The organism is Maribacter corallii (assembly GCF_047345415.1).
Classification (GTDB): Bacteria; Bacteroidota; Bacteroidia; order Flavobacteriales; family Flavobacteriaceae; genus Maribacter_C.
The window spans coordinates 416,312-432,976 of the sequence record NZ_JBLFEP010000006.1 but is presented as its reverse complement, the minus strand read 5'-3'; the positions used below and the strand labels follow the sequence as shown (position 1 = coordinate 432,976).

Genomic DNA, 16,665 nt, shown 5'->3' with positions numbered 1-16,665 from the left:
CAAGGGTCTTCCTGTAAGATAAAGGCATTTTCCATTGCAAGAATGGAACATAAAATTTCTAGTGATGAAAGAAACACTCAACAAACTGATCAATCACGACATCCTCTCGAAAGAAGATGCGAAACAAATTTTGGTGAATATTGCCAAAGGCGAATACAACACCAGTCAAATTGCGGCCTTCTTGACCGTTTATATGATGCGCAGTATTACCATAGAAGAATTAGAGGGTTTCCGCGATGCGCTTTTAGAACTGTGCTTAGCCGTTGATCTTTCCGCCTATAATCCCATAGACCTTTGCGGTACGGGAGGTGACGGAAAAGACACCTTCAATATTTCAACCTTGGCATCCTTTGTAACGGCAGGGGCCGGAGTGAAAGTGACCAAACACGGCAATTATGGGGTTTCCTCAAAATGTGGAAGTAGCAACGTGATGGAGTTTTTGGGTATCAAATTCAGTAATGAGGCGGACTTCTTAGAGAAATCCATCGACGAAGCCGGAATTTGCGTTTTGCACGCCCCTCTCTTTCATCCTGCCATGAAAAATGTCGCCCCCATTCGAAGGGAGCTTGGCGTAAAAACCTTTTTCAATATGTTGGGACCTATGGTGAATCCTGCCTTTCCAAAGAATCAAATGGTAGGGGTTTTCAACTTGGAACTGGCCCGTATGTACGGATACCTCTATCAAAATACCGACAAGAATTTTACCGTACTGCATGCCTTGGATGGTTATGACGAAATCTCTCTGACCGGAAATACAAAAACCATTTCAAACCAATCGGAAGGCATGTTGACCCCGGCCGATTTTGGGATTTCCCCCATTCGACAAATCGATATTATAGGGGGTGAGAGCATTGAAGGATCGGCCCAGATATTTCTGGATGTTTTGCAGGCGAAAGGTACCGAAGCCCAGAACAATGTTGTCTGCGCCAATGCCGGTGTCGCCATTGCAACGGTCGAAAATATAAGCGTGAAAGAAGGGTTCGAAAAAGCAAAGGAATCTTTGTTGAACGGAAGCGGGTTAAAAGCCTTGCGGAAATTACAAGAGTTGAGTAACTGATTGCCCTATACTAAAAAGGTGCGTAAAGTAGAGAAATGAACATTTTAGATAAAATCATAGCGGACAAACGCAAAGAGGTCGCGTTGAAAAAATCGATTATTCCAACAAAGCAATTGGAGGCTTCCGTTTTATTTGAAAGGAACACCCATTCTTTGGTAAAAGCATTACGAAATAGCACTTCCGGAATTATTGCCGAGCACAAAAGACGTTCCCCCTCAAAAGGAACCATCAGTCAGCTTACTAACGTGGCTCAGGTCGCTAAAGGATATCAAAAGGCAGGTGTTTGTGGTATGAGCGTGCTGACCGATATCAAATACTTTGGAGGTTCATTAGAAGATTTAGTGCTGGCCAGGGCGGCTGTGAATATTCCCTTGCTACGAAAAGAGTTTATTGTTAATGAGTATCAACTAGTGGAGGCCAAAGCCCATGGTGCCGATGTCATTCTGCTCATTGCGGCAGTATTGTCAAGGGAAGAAATCAAGGTGTTTTCGGAGCTTTCCAAAAGTTTGGACTTAGAAGTCCTCTTAGAAGTGCATAATGAAGCCGAGTTACATAAATCGATAATGCCCAGTTTGGATATGTTGGGGGTGAACAACCGTGATCTGAAAACTTTCGAGGTGAGTTTGCAAACCAGTAAGTCATTGGCGGATATGATTCCTACGGATTTTGTCAAAGTTTCGGAGAGCGGTATCAGTTCAATTAATGCCATTCAAGATTTAAAACCCTTTGGATACGAAGGGTTTCTCATTGGAGAAAATTTCATGAAAACCAAAAACCCTGCGGAAAGTGCAGCAGCGTTCATTCAAAATTTAGACTAACGGTGGACTATTATTATTCAAATAAAGACGCGACGTCCCTTAAAGAAGGTACTGTTTCCCTGAAGTTAAAGGTTTGCGGCATGAATAAAAACACTGGAGAAGTAGCGGCCTTGAAGCCAGATTACTTAGGTTTTATATTCTGGGAACCTTCGCGACGTTATTTTGAGGGAGAAATGCCCTCTATTCCACATAGCATAAAAAAAGTCGGAGTCTTTGTCGACGCCACAATTTTGGAAATCGCCGAAAAAACAAAAACCTATGGATTATTGTACGCCCAATTGCACGGAAGTGAAACACCGGCATTTTGTGACGAACTGAAGAAAGCGATACCGCAACTAAAAATCGTAAAAGTGTTTTCGATACAAGATGACTTTGACTTTGGTAAATTAAACCATTTTGAGGATGTCTGTGATTACTACCTGTTCGACACCAAGGGAAAACTTCCAGGAGGAAATGGATACACCTTCAATTGGGAAGTTTTGCAAAGATACCCCTCTACCAAACCTTATTTTTTGAGCGGCGGTATAGGTTTAGAGGAGATGATATCCATCAAGGAATTCATGAAACGTCCTGAGGCCCGGTTTTGCCACGCTATCGATGTCAATAGCAAATTCGAGACCGAACCCGGATTAAAAAATATTGAAGAACTGAAAACCTTACAAAAAGCAATACAGACAAATAACACTAAAGCACGATAAACAGGCAACTGATCATCAATAATTATTTACTGAATACTGAAAATTATGAGATATCACGCAGATGAAAGAGGATATTACGGGGAGTTCGGAGGGGCTTTTATTCCTGAAATGCTCTACCCTAATGTTGAAGAGTTACGTCAAAAGTATTTGGAGTTCATGTATGCCGATTCTTTTCAAAAAGAATTCCATCAACTTCTCAAAGATTACGTAGGGCGGCCTTCACCACTCTATTATGCCAAACGCCTTTCCGAAAAACATGGGTGCAAAATCTACTTGAAACGTGAGGACCTAAACCACACGGGGGCCCATAAAGTCAACAACACAATCGGACAGATTTTGATGGCAAAGAAGTTGGGAAAAACCAGAATTATTGCAGAAACAGGTGCAGGTCAACACGGGGTGGCTACGGCCACGGTTTGTGCTTTAATGGGCATTGAATGTGTTGTATATATGGGTGAAATAGACATTGCGCGTCAAGCCCCAAATGTAGCGCGAATGAAAATGTTGGGCGCCGAGGTGCGTCCTGCCCTATCTGGAAGTCGTACCTTAAAAGATGCTACAAATGAGGCCATTCGCGACTGGATCAACAATCCGGTAGACACCCATTATATCATTGGATCGGCCATCGGCCCGCACCCTTACCCCGATATGGTAACCCGTTTCCAGTCTGTCATTTCGGAGGAAATCAAGTGGCAATTGAAAGAAAAAGAAGGACGGGAAAACCCTGATTATGTAGTCGCTTGTATTGGAGGGGGAAGTAATGCGGCAGGTACCTACTACCATTTTCTAGATGAGGAAGAAGTTGGGATCATCGCCGTAGAGGCTGCCGGAAAAGGAATCGAGACCGGGGAAAGTGCCGCAACTTCCGCACTGGGCAAAGTGGGTATCATACACGGCTGTAAGACCATGTTGATGCAAACTACGGACGGACAAATAACAGAGCCTTATTCTATTTCCGCAGGATTGGATTATCCTGGAGTTGGGCCAATGCATTCCCATTTATATCAATCTGGCCGAGCGGAATTCTATTCTGCCACCGATGATGAAGCCATGACTGCTGGTTTGGAACTATCACAATTGGAAGGTATCATTCCCGCCATTGAAACCGGACATGCCTTTGCCATTTTTCAACATAAAAAATTCGAAGCCGATGATGTGATCGTTATCAGCTTATCTGGTCGTGGTGATAAGGATTTAAATACATATATAGACTATTTCAAGCTCGCATGATGAACAGAATAAATCAAAAACTACAGGGAAATAAAAAACTGCTTTCCATATACTTCACCGCAGGCTACCCAGCACTAGATGATACGGTTCAAATCATTCAAGATTTAGAACGTAGTGGTGTCGATATGATCGAGATAGGCTTGCCTTTCAGTGACCCCTTGGCAGACGGCCCTACCATTCAAGAGAGCTCTACTGTGGCCTTGAAAAATGGCATGACCACCGAACGGCTGTTCGAGCAATTGAAGAACATTCGAAAAAGCGTTTCCATTCCTTTGATCGTAATGGGGTATTTCAATCCGATGTTACAATATGGGGTTGAGGCGTTCTGTAAAAAATGTCATGATATCGGTATCGATGGAATCATTATGCCAGATTTGCCGCTAGATGTGTACAAAAAGGACTATGAAGCTATTTTCACCGCATATGGACTTATAAATATCTTTTTAATTACTCCTCAGACCAGTACGGAAAGAGTTAGGCAAATAGATAGCTCCTCTACTGGTTTTATCTATATGGTAAGCTCGGCAAGTGTTACCGGTTCAAAATCAGGTTTTGGGGATACGCAAACCGATTATTTTGAACGCATCGGTCAAATGAATTTAAAAAATCCTCAAATCGTGGGTTTTGGGATCAAAGACGCCCTAACCTTTCAACAAGCGACCAAACAAGCTAAGGGCGCCATTATCGGATCAGCTTTCATCCAACATTTGACAGCAAATGGCGTAGATTCTATTTCAGCCTTTGTTTCAAATATACGTTAGCACCAGAAACAGTGCCATAAGTTAAAGAATATCGTTTTATTGCTTTGAAATTTCAGCTGGCTATGCCCCTTTCTTTGCTCTTCATGGGCCTCTATCGCAGAGTTTAAACTCTTATCACTACCATGCGCTGTCAAAACCTCAAGTCTTTAAATCCACGATTTCTGTAATCGTTGAAAGGTTAAAAAAACCGTTATTCTGATTTCCTCTCCCATAAGAAACCTTAGGATTTTGTCCATCTATCCATAAAAATGACAGTTCATCGAAAATCGGATTGTGTTTTAATACCCAGCCATGCACTTTACCGATCTTGCGCCGTAAACACTAACAATACAATAAAACTAAACTTAGAATCATATGATTTGAACTTACTCTGCTAGAGTATTTCTAGCTTTTCACTTTCCAAAAACGGCATGTAAATCATATCAATAGCGTCCTTCATTTGATAACATGTTGTTCAATGATTTAAACTAATTACCATCAGAATCGGATTTCAAAAACCCCGATTCAATTCTGGCACGCTAACCGGCCAATTTAAAACCAAACCAAAATGACAAATAAGCAATCTTTTGTTGCCTTATTGACGTTTGCTACGGCAATAGGCCTATTGTATTTCTTCCGGACTGAAAACAACGGAGTATACACCTCCGATTATGAGCTTTTAGCTCTTTCGAATAGTGAAAATCGCATCTCGGGAACTTTTTTGGAAGCGCCTATCACCTTAGAATCCAATGATTTCTCCATCGACATCCAAAAGGATCACCTCGCGAAATTCAGTGAGGCAACCACGCAAAACCTTTTTGCACCAGCAATAAATGCGGTAGCGATTGGAAAATTCTTGAACAACAACCTTCCCACAACAACACCCGTAGGCAACAATGCGGTTCCTACCCTATTATCGCAAACAGGAGCTTTTGCAAATTTGATTACGTTGGAACCAAGTCCGGGACTTATTCCGTATGACATGATCGAACCGTTTTGGTCCGATGGGGCCGACAAGAAAAGATGGATGGCCATACCGAATGACGGCACGCACAACACGGCTGCGGAACAAATTCAATTTTCCCCTGACAATGCCTGGGACTTTCCAAAAGGAGCCGTACTTATCAAGCACTTTGAGTTTCCCGGAAACCGATTGGAAACGCGTTTTGAAGTGAAAGGAGACGATGATGTATACTATTACCTGACCTATAAATGGAACGCCGCGCAGACCGATGCGATACTACTGAATGCATCTATTGATGAAGACATCGTCGTAAACGGAGTTGTACAATCATGGCATTATCCTAGTAGAAACGAATGTGCTTCTTGTCACTTTCCTCAAAATGGAAGTGTTTTAGGGCCAAAAACGAGAAACTTGAACAAGTCAATTGTATATCCAAGTTCCGGTATCGCTATGAACCAATTAGTAAACTTCAGTGAACTTGGTATCATCACGGAAAACATCACACCGAATAATGTAACCAATTACATGGCCGTTTCTGCCAAGGATGACCTCAGCGCCTCACTAGAAGATAGGGCACGAGGCTATCTCGATGTCAATTGTTCCAGTTGCCATAATCCGCAAGTCGATAATATCGCCATGTTCGATGCGCGCTATACAACGCCATTGGAAAACCAGAACCTTATTTACGGAGATGTGATTTATGATGAAGGTCTTAATGACCCCAAAGTAATTATCCCACAAGACGTTTCCAATTCCATGGCCCATTTTAGAATGAACTCTACCCAAACAGGAATAGCAATGCCTCCTTTGGCAAAAGATGTGGTCGATACCGAAGGCGTTCAACTTATCGCCGATTGGATCAACAGTTTGATACCAACCACTTCAAATCTACCGGTCGCAATGATTTCCGCTTCAACAACCTATGGACCGGCCCCATTAAACGTTTCATTCGATGCTTCGGATAGTACTGATCCCAATGGAAGCACGCTCACTTATGCCTGGACTTTCGGAGATGGTACTACGGGCCAAGGAGCTTTTACAAATCACATATACCAGAGTCCTGGTTCCTATACAGCTACGTTGACCGTTAGTAATGGACTTGGGTCTGATCAAGAAACGATTACCATTATTGTCAACAATGCCAACCCCGGCACTAATACCGTCGCTTTTACCGATGGTACCAGCCTAATCGGGCAAAACAACTATAGCGGTTTACCCATGGGCGTCATCGACATGAACGGTGATGGCAAAGACGATATTGTTCAATTCAATTCGGCCAAAAATCTGCGTATTCAATATCAGAATGGGGCCGGACAAGTATTCAACAGTTATAATTTTGGGCAAGTGAGTACTAGAAATCAATGGAGTACGGCCATTGCGGACTACGATCAGAATGGGTACAATGATATCATCTCAGGTGGCGCTTACGATAATATCAAACTCATCAAAAACAACAATGGAAACAATTCATTCTCAATGAGCACCCTTCAGAATTCGAATATTTTTATTCAAGGAAGCAATTTTGCGGATATTAACAATGACGGTTGGGCCGATATTTTTGCCTGCCATGATGATGCCGAATCAAGGGCCTATCAAAACAATCAAAACGGAACTTTTTCATTCAATGCGAATATGATCCGTACGGCAACAACGCCGACCAGCGATGATTCGGGAAATTATGCCAGCATGTGGGTCGATTACGACAACGATCGTGATCTAGATCTTTATATTTCAAAATGCCGAGGAGGAGTTACTAGTAGTAGTGACCCTAGGCGAATCAATATGCTCTGGCAAAATGATGGAAATAATAATTTTACAGAAGTAGCCGCACAAGCCAATCTTAAAATTGGAGATCAAACCTGGTTAACGGATTTTGGAGATATTGATAATGATGGTGATCTAGATGCAATTGTCATTAATCATGGTACCGGGCCCAACCTCATGCGGAATAACGGCAATGGAACTTTCACTGAAGTCACGGCCGGAAGTGGATTATTGCCCACATTGTCCCCACAGGATTTTTATGGTATTCAAGGGTTCTTCAGAGACTTCAACAATGATGGACACTTAGATTTGATGGTTTCCGGTGATAATCACTACATCTTTTACAATAATGGAAATGGCACCTTTCAGAATGCAGCAAACCCATTTAATTCAAATCAAATACAATCTTTCTCTGTGGGCGATTTAAACCATGATGGGTTCTTGGATATTTACGCAGGTTATGCAAGTGGATTGAACTCACCAACATCTACTCGAGACCGTATTTGGCTAAACCAAGGTAATTCGAACAACTTTCTGAACATTCAACTCAAGGGAACCCAAAGTAATATCAATGGCATAGGGGCCCGTGTCGAAATATACGGTGCCTGGGGCATACAAATTCGGGATGTCCGTTCAGGAGAAGGGTATGGCCTCGTCAATTCATTCACACAACATTTCGGCATTGGCGTAAATAGCGAGGTAGATCGTGTAGTGGTCAGATGGCCTTCAGGGGCAGTAGATGAAGTTTTCAATCCTGAAATCAACCAATTTCTTCAGATAGTGGAAAACCAACCAGAACCGACTTGTACTGATGGCATACAAAATGGCGATGAAACCGGAATCGATTGTGGCGGGTCTTGCGCTAATCCTTGTCCATGTCAGGGTACCGAATCGGTTTCTATCGACTTTGAAAATGGTTCGGGCACAAACTGGATTACCTCTGGAACAGCGCAGACAGGAACATTCGTTATTGCAAACCCTACAGCACAAACAACATCCGGGATACAAACCCAACCGGAGGATGATCATAGTCTAGAGGGAAGTAATGCCTTTTTCACTGCAACGAATTCATCAGCTGGGGTAAGCGATGTCGATGGAGGGGTAACGACTGCCACATCACCCGTTTATAACATTCAAGACGATTCTACATTATCCATTTGGTACTTTTTTGGACAACGCGATGCCGGAGATGATTCTGGGGATTATTTCTTGCTCGAATACTCCTTAAACGGAGGTGCAACGTATACTCCATTGGCCTCATATGGAGACATTCAGATGAGCGCACAATGGACAGAGGCCATGGCCAATATTCCAAGCGGATCGAATTTAATTGTCAGGGTTTCAGCATCAGATGGCCCAACCATAGGTGACATTATTGAAGCTGGAATCGATGATTTCAAGGTGACATCTATTTGCGTCGATCCGATACCAGTCACCAGCGTAACCGTTACGCCTGATACCGTTACCTTAATCGAAGGCAACACGCAACAACTTATGGCAACAGTGGTGCCTACGGATGCCGATGATACCTCGGTAAGTTGGTCCTCAAGTGATACTAGCATTGCTACAGTGGATTCCAACGGATTCGTAAATGCCATCGCACAAGGTACAGCGACCCTTACAGCAACAACTACCGATGGTAATTTCCAAGCTTCTTCGATCATCACGGTAGAAAGAGCTGTAATCAATGCTACAGGAGTAACTATCGCACCGAACGTGGTCACGCTATTCGAAGGTAATACGCAACAACTTACGGCGACAGTGGTGCCCGCGAATGCAAATGATACCTCCGTAAATTGGTCCTCAAGCGATACTAATATCGCCACGGTAAACACGAATGGATTAGTTACAGCAATAGCTCAGGGTATAGCGACGATTACCGTCACCACTACAGACGGAAACTTTCAGGCCACAAGCAACATTACCGTCCAAAGAACGGCAGTTGCGGTCACTGGAGTCACCGTTTCTCCCGAAACGGTAAATATGAATGTGGGGCAAACATTTTTGGTAACGGCAAATGTTCAACCAGTCGATGCCGAAAATCAAGAGGTAAGCTGGAGCACCAACGATCCTACCGTGGCCACAATAGACCAAACCGGAACGATTATCGCCACCGGTGTAGGGCAAACATTTGTGCTCGCCACAACTCAAGATGGTGGCTTCCAGGCTATTTCCATAGTTAATGTAGAAGAGTCAACAATACCTATTCCGGTGTACAATGTAATAGTTACGCCAACATCAGTAGATTTAGAAGTCGGTGAAACCATTCAACTATCGGCAATTGTTGAACCGGCAAATGCCACCGATCAATCTGTTAGTTGGTTTTCAAATAATTTAGCGGTTGCGACCATTGATCCAAATACAGGCCTTGTCACCGCCGTAGGTGAGGGAGCAATTGATGTTACAGCGATTTCAACAGACGGGGGTTATCAGGCGAGCACGACTATTACAGTTACGGACTTGACGGCCATTGTAAATGTCTATAATGTTCTGATAGCGGAATCACTGGTTGAATTAAACGTCGGGGAAACTTTTCAGTTAACGGCAACGGTCGAACCAGCGAATGCAACCGATCAATCGGTGAGTTGGTTCTCCAACAACCCGGAGATTGTAACCGTAGACCCCAATACCGGGCTAGTTACTGCCATAAGTGGAGGTGAAATCGATATTACGGCAGTTTCAACTGATGGAAGTTATCAAGCAAGTGTTGTTATTAAGGTTACCGGAACGGCAGCACCAATACGGGTTTATAATGTGTTTGCAACTCCTTCCAGCATATCTTTGGAAGTGGGCGAGACCTTTCAACTATTGGCATTAGTCGAGCCGAGCAATGCAACCGACCAATCGGTGAGTTGGTTTTCCAATAATCCGAATATTGCCACAATCGATACAAATACAGGGCTGGTAACCGCAATAAGTGCAGGGGAAATCGATGTCACGGCAATCACAAATGATGGCGGTTATCAAGGGAGTTCAATAATAACGGTGACGCCGCCATCGCCAAACCTTAGCATATATCCGAATCCTACTTCGGGGAACCTAACTGTTGACCTATCCGATTATATGGGTATGGCCGTCGAAATTCAACATTTCACTCAAAACAATCAGTTTCTGGGAACCCAATTTTTTGATCAAAACCACGGGGAAGAAGTAACCTTGTCCTTTTATGGCTATCCAGAGGGATATTACTACCTCCTGTTCCAAACCCTAATTGGCACGGAGACCCGTTCATTTATAATTAGATATTAATCAAAAGAAGCCCTGAGTAAACATCAGGGCTCCTTTTTTAAGGATAATAGACGAACATACTATAGAGACGGTTCGATAAAAAATAGACTGCCGCACTCTCAAGGGGGGTTTTGGTACTTCAAACAACCTTCGAAAAATCAAATGTAATCCTTCATTTATCCTTACTTTTAACCTTGGAAATTTGAACTATCATTTAAATGAAAAAAATATTTCTCTTGGCGTTATGCCTCGCTGCCTTTAGCGCTTCGTCGCAAGAAGATGCACAACTAAAACGGCAAGTTCGTCAGGCCATAAACGAGATTCGCAGTTTTGTGAAAATTCCGAATGACGCCTTAGACCATGCCGACATCAATCGCAATCTCACTTGGCTTGAAAAGACTTTTAATGCTCGAGGATTCAATTCCTCTATTCTTGCCACCGAAGGAGAATCCTTATTCTTTGCATCTCTACCGATGGTGGATAGTAAGCCGACTATTCTGTTTTACATGCATCTTGACGGACAATCTGTTGATCCCAGCAAATGGAATCAACCCGATCCATACGAAGTGGTATTAAAATCGCCGGAAGTTGACAATTGGAAGAATCAGGCTTTTGAAGACCTAAACGAGGATATTGATTATGATTGGCGATTGTTCGGCCGTTCTACATCGGACGACAAAGGCCCGATTGTCATGTTCTTGAATACAATCGATTTATTAAATGAAAACGAGGTCGAAATTCCATTCAATATCAAGGTGATATTGGATAGTGAGGAAGAAAGGAGCAGTAAACCCCTTCCAAAGGCCGTGAAAACCTATAGAGAGTTACTAGAGGCAGATTTTTTGGTCATTAACGACGGGCCGGTTCATGTATCGGGAAAGCCGACCATAATTTATGGTTGTCGCGGCATTACTACCCTTTCTCTAACAACCCACGGTCCGGTGAAACCACAGCACAGCGGTCATTATGGCAACTATGCCCCGAATCCAGGCTTTCAGTTGGCCCAAGTTCTAGCAACAATGAAAGACGCCGATGGGCGCGTTCGCATCGAGGGATATTATGATGGAATCACCTTGGATGAAAATGCCATGTCCGTTTTGAAAAGTGTACCCGACGATGCCACCACGATCAATACCAACCTGGCAATCAAAACCCCGGAGAAAGTAGGCACTTTTTATCAAGAGGCCCTGCAATACCCTTCGTTGAACATTCGAGGCTTGGGATCAGGATGGATTGGCGATCAGGCCCGGACCATCGTACCTGAATCCGCCACAGCGGAACTTGATTTGAGATTAGTCCCTGAAAGTGACGGAAGAAAACTAAAAGATTTGGTCAAAACCCATATCAAAAAACAGGGCTTTCATATTATGGATACCGTTCCGACAAGAGCGCAGCGTATGGCCCATGACAAAATCATGACGATTACAGAAGGCAATGTGACCGATGCTTTTCGAACCGATTTGACCAATCCGTATGGTGACTTTCTGGTGAATACCTTGAAAACCACTCTAAATGAAGATGTGGTTCAAATTCGGATTATGGGAGGTACCGTACCAATTTCACCGTTTATCAATGAATTGAAAATTCCCGCTTTCATTGTTCCTATGGTGAATCCGGATAACAATCAACATAGCCCCAATGAAAATTTGAGAATTGGTCAAATTGCCTATGGCATTCGGGTTTTCTATGGATTGTTAAGCACAAAAATGCAGTAGTCGCACTATACGCGCTTTTGTGACGTTTAAGTAGCATATGCGCTATATAATCATCATCTTATTTTTATCCCTTACCTTTCAAACTAACGGACAGCAGATTACTGTTCGCGATAGTATCAACAAAGAGGTTATTTCCTTTTCGACCATATCATTCGGCAACGGTCTTGGAAATTTCGCCGATGAAGAAGGCAGGTTTGTATTTGCAAAAGAGAACTACAAAGATGTAGACACTTTGTTCATCTCTGCAATGGGTTATGCCGAAAAAATGGTATTGACCAAAGCGCTGCCCAAAGATGTTTTGCTCAAACCCGAAGTTTCACAATTGAACGAGGTAGTGGTTTCGGCACCCAAACAAGGTAAATTCAAGGTTCGAAAGCAAAAGCCGAAAACCCACGGAGATATATTTGCCTCATGGCTTCCGACCGTTGAAAGTGAGGTGGCCGTGTTATTCGAGCGCCATGAGGATAAACCCTCTCAAATTTCAAAACTCCTACTTCCCATAAATGCGGAAACAAAATATAAAACCAAGGGTAAAGGTAAGTTCGCGACTATTTTTCGGGTTAATTTTTATAAAAATCAAGGGGGACTTCCTGGTCAGCCAATCGGCTACGAAAATATGGTGTTCTCCATAGATGAAAACGAAGACAAGGTTTTTGAACTCGATGTTAAGGATGAATTTATTTATATACCTGAGAACGGAATTTTTGTATCCCTTCAAGTATTGGGTTATGAAAATTCTAAAGGTCGCTTGGCACAGACCAAACAATATCGAGAAATTAAAACCGCCCGCGGAATACAGAAAATCTCCACTTCATTTCGACCGCTGCTTCCCTTCACCAATGCACTTCCCTTAGAACATACCTTTGTACGACGTGTCTTCTTGAATAATAAAAAGTGGCAGATTTTCGATAAAAGTTACAATTCGAAATCGAAACTAATACAGTCAGGACACCAAAATTACGGTATGGGTGCGGAATTCAAGGTATTCGAGAATTAAGAACCCTATTTCAATGTGATAATAAATACCCCTGGAGCGCCCCTCGCCCCGTACAAGGCAGTATCTTCCCCTTTCAAAAGTTCGATCGATTTTAATTCATCAACATTGATATTGCCGATACCGCTCACGTAGTTACCATCAACAATGTACAAGGGAGTTTGATCTCCGCCAATAAATCCTCTAATGTATAAGGAATTATCGATGATGGTGACCCCGGTAAACTTTTCTCGGATTATCTGGAAAATATTATTGTATTCGGAATAATCGTTCTTTCCATTATTTCGAAATACGTCGGTGTCAAATACGTATCCCAATGCAGTCAGTTCCTTCTCGGTCATCATATTGGTGATTTTAGGAAACGTAATATCAACACTTTCTTCTCCGTTGTAAACCGCGCTCTGCATCCCTTTTTCTTTAGAGAAAATGCTGATGAGATTGGATTCTGCCGGAATTCTAAGCTTGTACTCCCCCCTTTTATTGGTACGGAAGCCTGTTTTTAATGAATCAACGAAAACATAGCCCTTATTTACAGGAAAACCTTCGGCGTCGAGAACCGTGCCTTTTACCTGAACTCTTTTGGAAGCTTTGCTTTGCGCATGTAAGACGGCAAACAAAGTCCCCATCAAAAAAATAATAATGGAAATTTTAGTTTTCATAATTTTCGATACGTTTGGATTTGTAATTTAACTCACGCTATAGATGATAAAATACCCACAAAAACAGTACCAAATAAATTTCCAAAACTCGATCTATTCGCAAATATTTTTCAGGCTAGGCCGAGTTACGGCTGGCATTTATATTACCATATAATGATCTGGTGACTATTTTCTCGTAAAGTTCCTTCAAGTCTGCTTTTTGTCCTATTTTCTGTAAGGCGTACTGTTGAATGACCAGGAGCGGCAATACGATATTCTCACGTATTTTTATGGACTCACGGGATACAGCCTCTCTTTCCATTAAAATATCCATATTGGAAATCATAAGTAGCATTTTCTTTGACAATTGGTATTCCGCATGGAGAATTTTCCAAAACTCCCCGTATTCAGGGTCCTCCTCCATATAGCTCGTCAATTCAAAGTAACACTTTGATAGTGACATCATACTGTTGAGCATCAAAGCCTTGAAGAATGGCACCTCCTTGAACATTCTCCTAAGGTCTTTCAATTTTCCTTTTTCCTTCAGGGTTTGAATTGCGGTACCGATACCAAAGTAACCGGGAACATTTTGCTTCAATTGACTCCATGACCCCACAAAGGAAATTGCCCTTAGATCGGTCAATTCGAGTTTGGCCTTATTTCCCCTTTTACCAGGCCTACTACCGATGTTGGCTTTGGTATAGTACTTTAAGGTACTCATATTCTCTAGATAGGACATGAATTTTTCGTGATGCTTCAGGGCATCGTACTTCTCAAAACTCAATTCGGCCAGCTCTTCCATAAGTCTTCGATCATCTCTGGAAATTACATTTTCCTTTCCGAATAGGTTATTCGAGAGGCCTGCGGTCAAAAGCTGTTCACAGTTATAACGAAATTGCTCTTTAGTACCATACGTACTGGTAATGGTCTGACCCTGAATGGTCAACTGAATTTCGTTATTGGCGATGTCCTTGGTCTGCGCGGCGTAAAAACGATGCGTTTTACCCCCACCACGTGCTGGTGGCCCACCTCGGCCATCAAAAAATATCGCCTTGATCTTATTCTTTTTACAGACCTTGGATAGGGTTTCCTTGGTTTTTAGAATATTCCAATTCGCTTTGAGGTATCCGCCATCTTTAGTTCCATCGGAGAACCCTAGCATAATGGTGTGCATATCTTTCCTACGACTCAAATGGTCACGGTACATTTTTAAATCGAAAAGACGTTGCATAGTATCTTCCGAACTTTCCATGCCTTTCATGGTCTCAAATAAAGGAACGATGTCAAAGCTAATCGCATCGGTATTCCAACCGCACCAGCGAAACAGTCCAAAAACGAAAAGAACGGAAAAAATATCTTCCGAATTACTTATGATATATCTATTGCAACCCTCTTCCCCATTTTTATTTTGAATGGTCTTTAACTGACGGATATTCTTAATGGTGTCTTTGACAATTTCTTCTTTGTAATCCGCAGCTAGTGCCTTGATATCCGATTTTAAGAGGAGGTCGATCAGTTGCTTTTCGGTCAATTCATCAAGATCTTCCTTTATATTTCCGTTCTTTTTGAGAATCTCTTGAACCACTAGCTTATGCTTGCTGTGGTCTTGCCGTATGTCAAGAGTAGCGAAATGGGTTTTGAATATTTTGACCTTGTCTATCAGGCAATCTAGATCTTTGAGGTAAAGGCTATGATAATTGGTGACAAGAATCGACCTGATTTCTAAAAGGGTATTTAAAATTTCCTCGTATGAAATCACTTTACTGGCATCGAACATGGTCGTATAAAGCTTGCCCCTTAAATCAAATAAGAGTGTTTGCAAACCTTTAAAGGATAATTTGGGCAGCAGTGCCTTCAAATCATTATAATAGCATTTCATCAAAGTCAAACGCAATTCATCGGCCACGTCTTTTGTTATCGATGCCGTTACGTAAGGATTCCCATCACGATCACCTCCAGGCCAAAATCCGAGTTTGACGATATTATGATTTGAAAAATTGTCTTTGCCGATATTCTCTTTGATATAACTATAGAGATCACCGACCGCGTCATAATATACATTTCTAAGAATAAAAATGATGTTCTTTGCCTCGTCTAGCGGCGTGGGTTTTTTAGCGTTGATCAAAGAGGTAAGACCCAATTGTTGCAATGCAATGTCTATTTCATCTATTCTATTTTCTACAATGAGAGATCTCAAATTCCCCATAATCTCCAGTACAGCAGGCGTATAGAACTGAGTAGGGTGTGCCGTCAATACGATTCGGGCGCTGAACGTAGATAGTTTTTCCGAAATCTTCTCCCAATTCTTATTCTTCTCGATAAGTTGAATATAGTCGCGTATGGAGAGTGTTGTGCTGTGTTGATGCAGCTCTGGGAAAGCGGCATCTTCCACACTATCGTACAACACCACTTGACGCTCCACATACTGCACAATTTTGAACATGAAGTCGATACGTTCCTGCTCCGATTCAATGTGGGAATAGTTTTCGAAAAAATCATCCAATATCTGTTGGGGGCTATGTCCTGATTTGAGTCCTTTTTGGCACCGGTCAAGTAGCAGTGGAATCAGCATACCTACATTCTCAATATTTCGATAGGGTAAGTTGAGAAAAAGGCTGTTGTAAATATTGAACTTATTGTTAACCGATTTTTTGAATACTTCCAGTCTTTCCGATTGTTGCAGCATAGGTAATTACAAATTAAACTCTTTTTAATGCGCTCCAATATAGGAAACGCTTTTTCAAGCCTAAATATCGCCAATATATGAGAATCTTTGAATGGCATATCACTTGAAATCACAAAATAGACAGCCTACACCA

Annotated in this window: 10 protein-coding genes; 8 read left to right on the top strand and 2 right to left on the bottom strand. The window is 42.2% G+C overall.

All coding sequences use genetic code 11. From position 1 onward, the window contains the following. The first annotated feature begins 64 nt into the window (after window positions 1–64). The 8 genes from trpD to ACKWCA_RS21730 all read left to right on the top strand — a co-directional run bounded on the left by trpD (window position 65) and on the right by ACKWCA_RS21730 (window position 13,211). On the top strand, window positions 65–1,057 hold the full coding sequence (gene trpD, locus ACKWCA_RS21765; protein ID WP_413980360.1) for an anthranilate phosphoribosyltransferase: 993 nt from the start codon (window positions 65–67) through the stop codon (window positions 1,055–1,057). A 35-nt stretch (window positions 1,058–1,092) separates the two neighbouring features. Beyond that, window positions 1,093–1,875 (top strand): indole-3-glycerol phosphate synthase TrpC, encoded by a 783-nt coding sequence (trpC, locus tag ACKWCA_RS21760; RefSeq protein WP_413980359.1) that lies wholly within the window; start codon window positions 1,093–1,095, stop codon window positions 1,873–1,875. A gap of 80 nt (window positions 1,876–1,955) precedes the next feature. Next, window positions 1,956–2,573 (top strand): phosphoribosylanthranilate isomerase, encoded by a 618-nt coding sequence (locus tag ACKWCA_RS21755; protein WP_461445189.1) that lies wholly within the window; start codon window positions 1,956–1,958, stop codon window positions 2,571–2,573. Window positions 2,574–2,618: 45 nt separating this feature from the next. Further along, window positions 2,619–3,803, top strand: coding sequence for a tryptophan synthase subunit beta (trpB, locus tag ACKWCA_RS21750; protein ID WP_413980358.1), 1,185 nt, complete (start codon window positions 2,619–2,621; stop codon window positions 3,801–3,803). Further along, a complete protein-coding gene (gene trpA, locus ACKWCA_RS21745; protein ID WP_413980392.1) occupies window positions 3,803–4,564 on the top strand; it encodes a tryptophan synthase subunit alpha in 762 nt (253 codons plus the stop codon). Before trpB ends, trpA begins: the two co-directional genes overlap by 1 nt. 547 nt (window positions 4,565–5,111) lie before the next feature. After that, window positions 5,112–10,520 carry an Ig-like domain-containing protein gene (locus ACKWCA_RS21740; RefSeq protein ID WP_413980357.1) on the top strand — a complete coding sequence of 1,803 codons (5,409 nt, stop codon included), beginning with the start codon at window positions 5,112–5,114 and terminating at the stop codon, window positions 10,518–10,520. A gap of 197 nt (window positions 10,521–10,717) precedes the next feature. Further along, complete coding sequence (locus ACKWCA_RS21735; RefSeq protein WP_413980356.1) at window positions 10,718–12,214, top strand: M20/M25/M40 family metallo-hydrolase; 1,497 nt, start codon at window positions 10,718–10,720, stop codon at window positions 12,212–12,214. A 37-nt stretch (window positions 12,215–12,251) separates the two neighbouring features. Then, complete coding sequence (locus ACKWCA_RS21730) at window positions 12,252–13,211, top strand: peptidase associated/transthyretin-like domain-containing protein (RefSeq protein ID WP_413980355.1); 960 nt, start codon at window positions 12,252–12,254, stop codon at window positions 13,209–13,211. A 5-nt stretch (window positions 13,212–13,216) separates the two neighbouring features. Here ACKWCA_RS21730 and ACKWCA_RS21725 read toward each other — a convergent pair whose 3' ends face one another. Together ACKWCA_RS21725 and ACKWCA_RS21720 are read right to left on the bottom strand one after the other, a co-directional pair. After that, entirely contained in the window at window positions 13,217–13,867 is a 651-nt protein-coding gene (locus tag ACKWCA_RS21725) for a TonB-dependent receptor plug domain-containing protein (protein WP_413980354.1), read from the bottom strand. A gap of 115 nt (window positions 13,868–13,982) precedes the next feature. Continuing rightward, on the bottom strand, window positions 13,983–16,529 hold the full coding sequence (locus ACKWCA_RS21720) for a phosphoenolpyruvate carboxylase (protein WP_413980391.1): 2,547 nt from the start codon (window positions 16,527–16,529) through the stop codon (window positions 13,983–13,985). Window positions 16,530–16,665: the final 136 nt, after the last annotated feature.

Excerpts from the sequence above, each read along its gene's own strand:
- ACKWCA_RS21725 (WP_413980354.1), bottom strand. The coding sequence starts at position 13,867 with ATGAAAACTAAAATTTCCATTATTATTTTTTTGATGGGGACTTTGTTT.
- trpA (WP_413980392.1), top strand. The coding sequence starts at position 3,803 with ATGAACAGAATAAATCAAAAACTACAGGGAAATAAAAAACTGCTTTCC.
- ACKWCA_RS21740 (WP_413980357.1), top strand. The coding sequence starts at position 5,112 with ATGACAAATAAGCAATCTTTTGTTGCCTTATTGACGTTTGCTACGGCA.
- trpB (WP_413980358.1), top strand. The coding sequence starts at position 2,619 with ATGAGATATCACGCAGATGAAAGAGGATATTACGGGGAGTTCGGAGGG.
- ACKWCA_RS21735 (WP_413980356.1), top strand. The coding sequence starts at position 10,718 with ATGAAAAAAATATTTCTCTTGGCGTTATGCCTCGCTGCCTTTAGCGCT.
- ACKWCA_RS21730 (WP_413980355.1), top strand. The coding sequence starts at position 12,252 with ATGCGCTATATAATCATCATCTTATTTTTATCCCTTACCTTTCAAACT.
- trpD (WP_413980360.1), top strand. The coding sequence starts at position 65 with ATGAAAGAAACACTCAACAAACTGATCAATCACGACATCCTCTCGAAA.
- trpC (WP_413980359.1), top strand. The coding sequence starts at position 1,093 with ATGAACATTTTAGATAAAATCATAGCGGACAAACGCAAAGAGGTCGCG.
- ACKWCA_RS21755 (WP_461445189.1), top strand. The coding sequence starts at position 1,956 with ATGAATAAAAACACTGGAGAAGTAGCGGCCTTGAAGCCAGATTACTTA.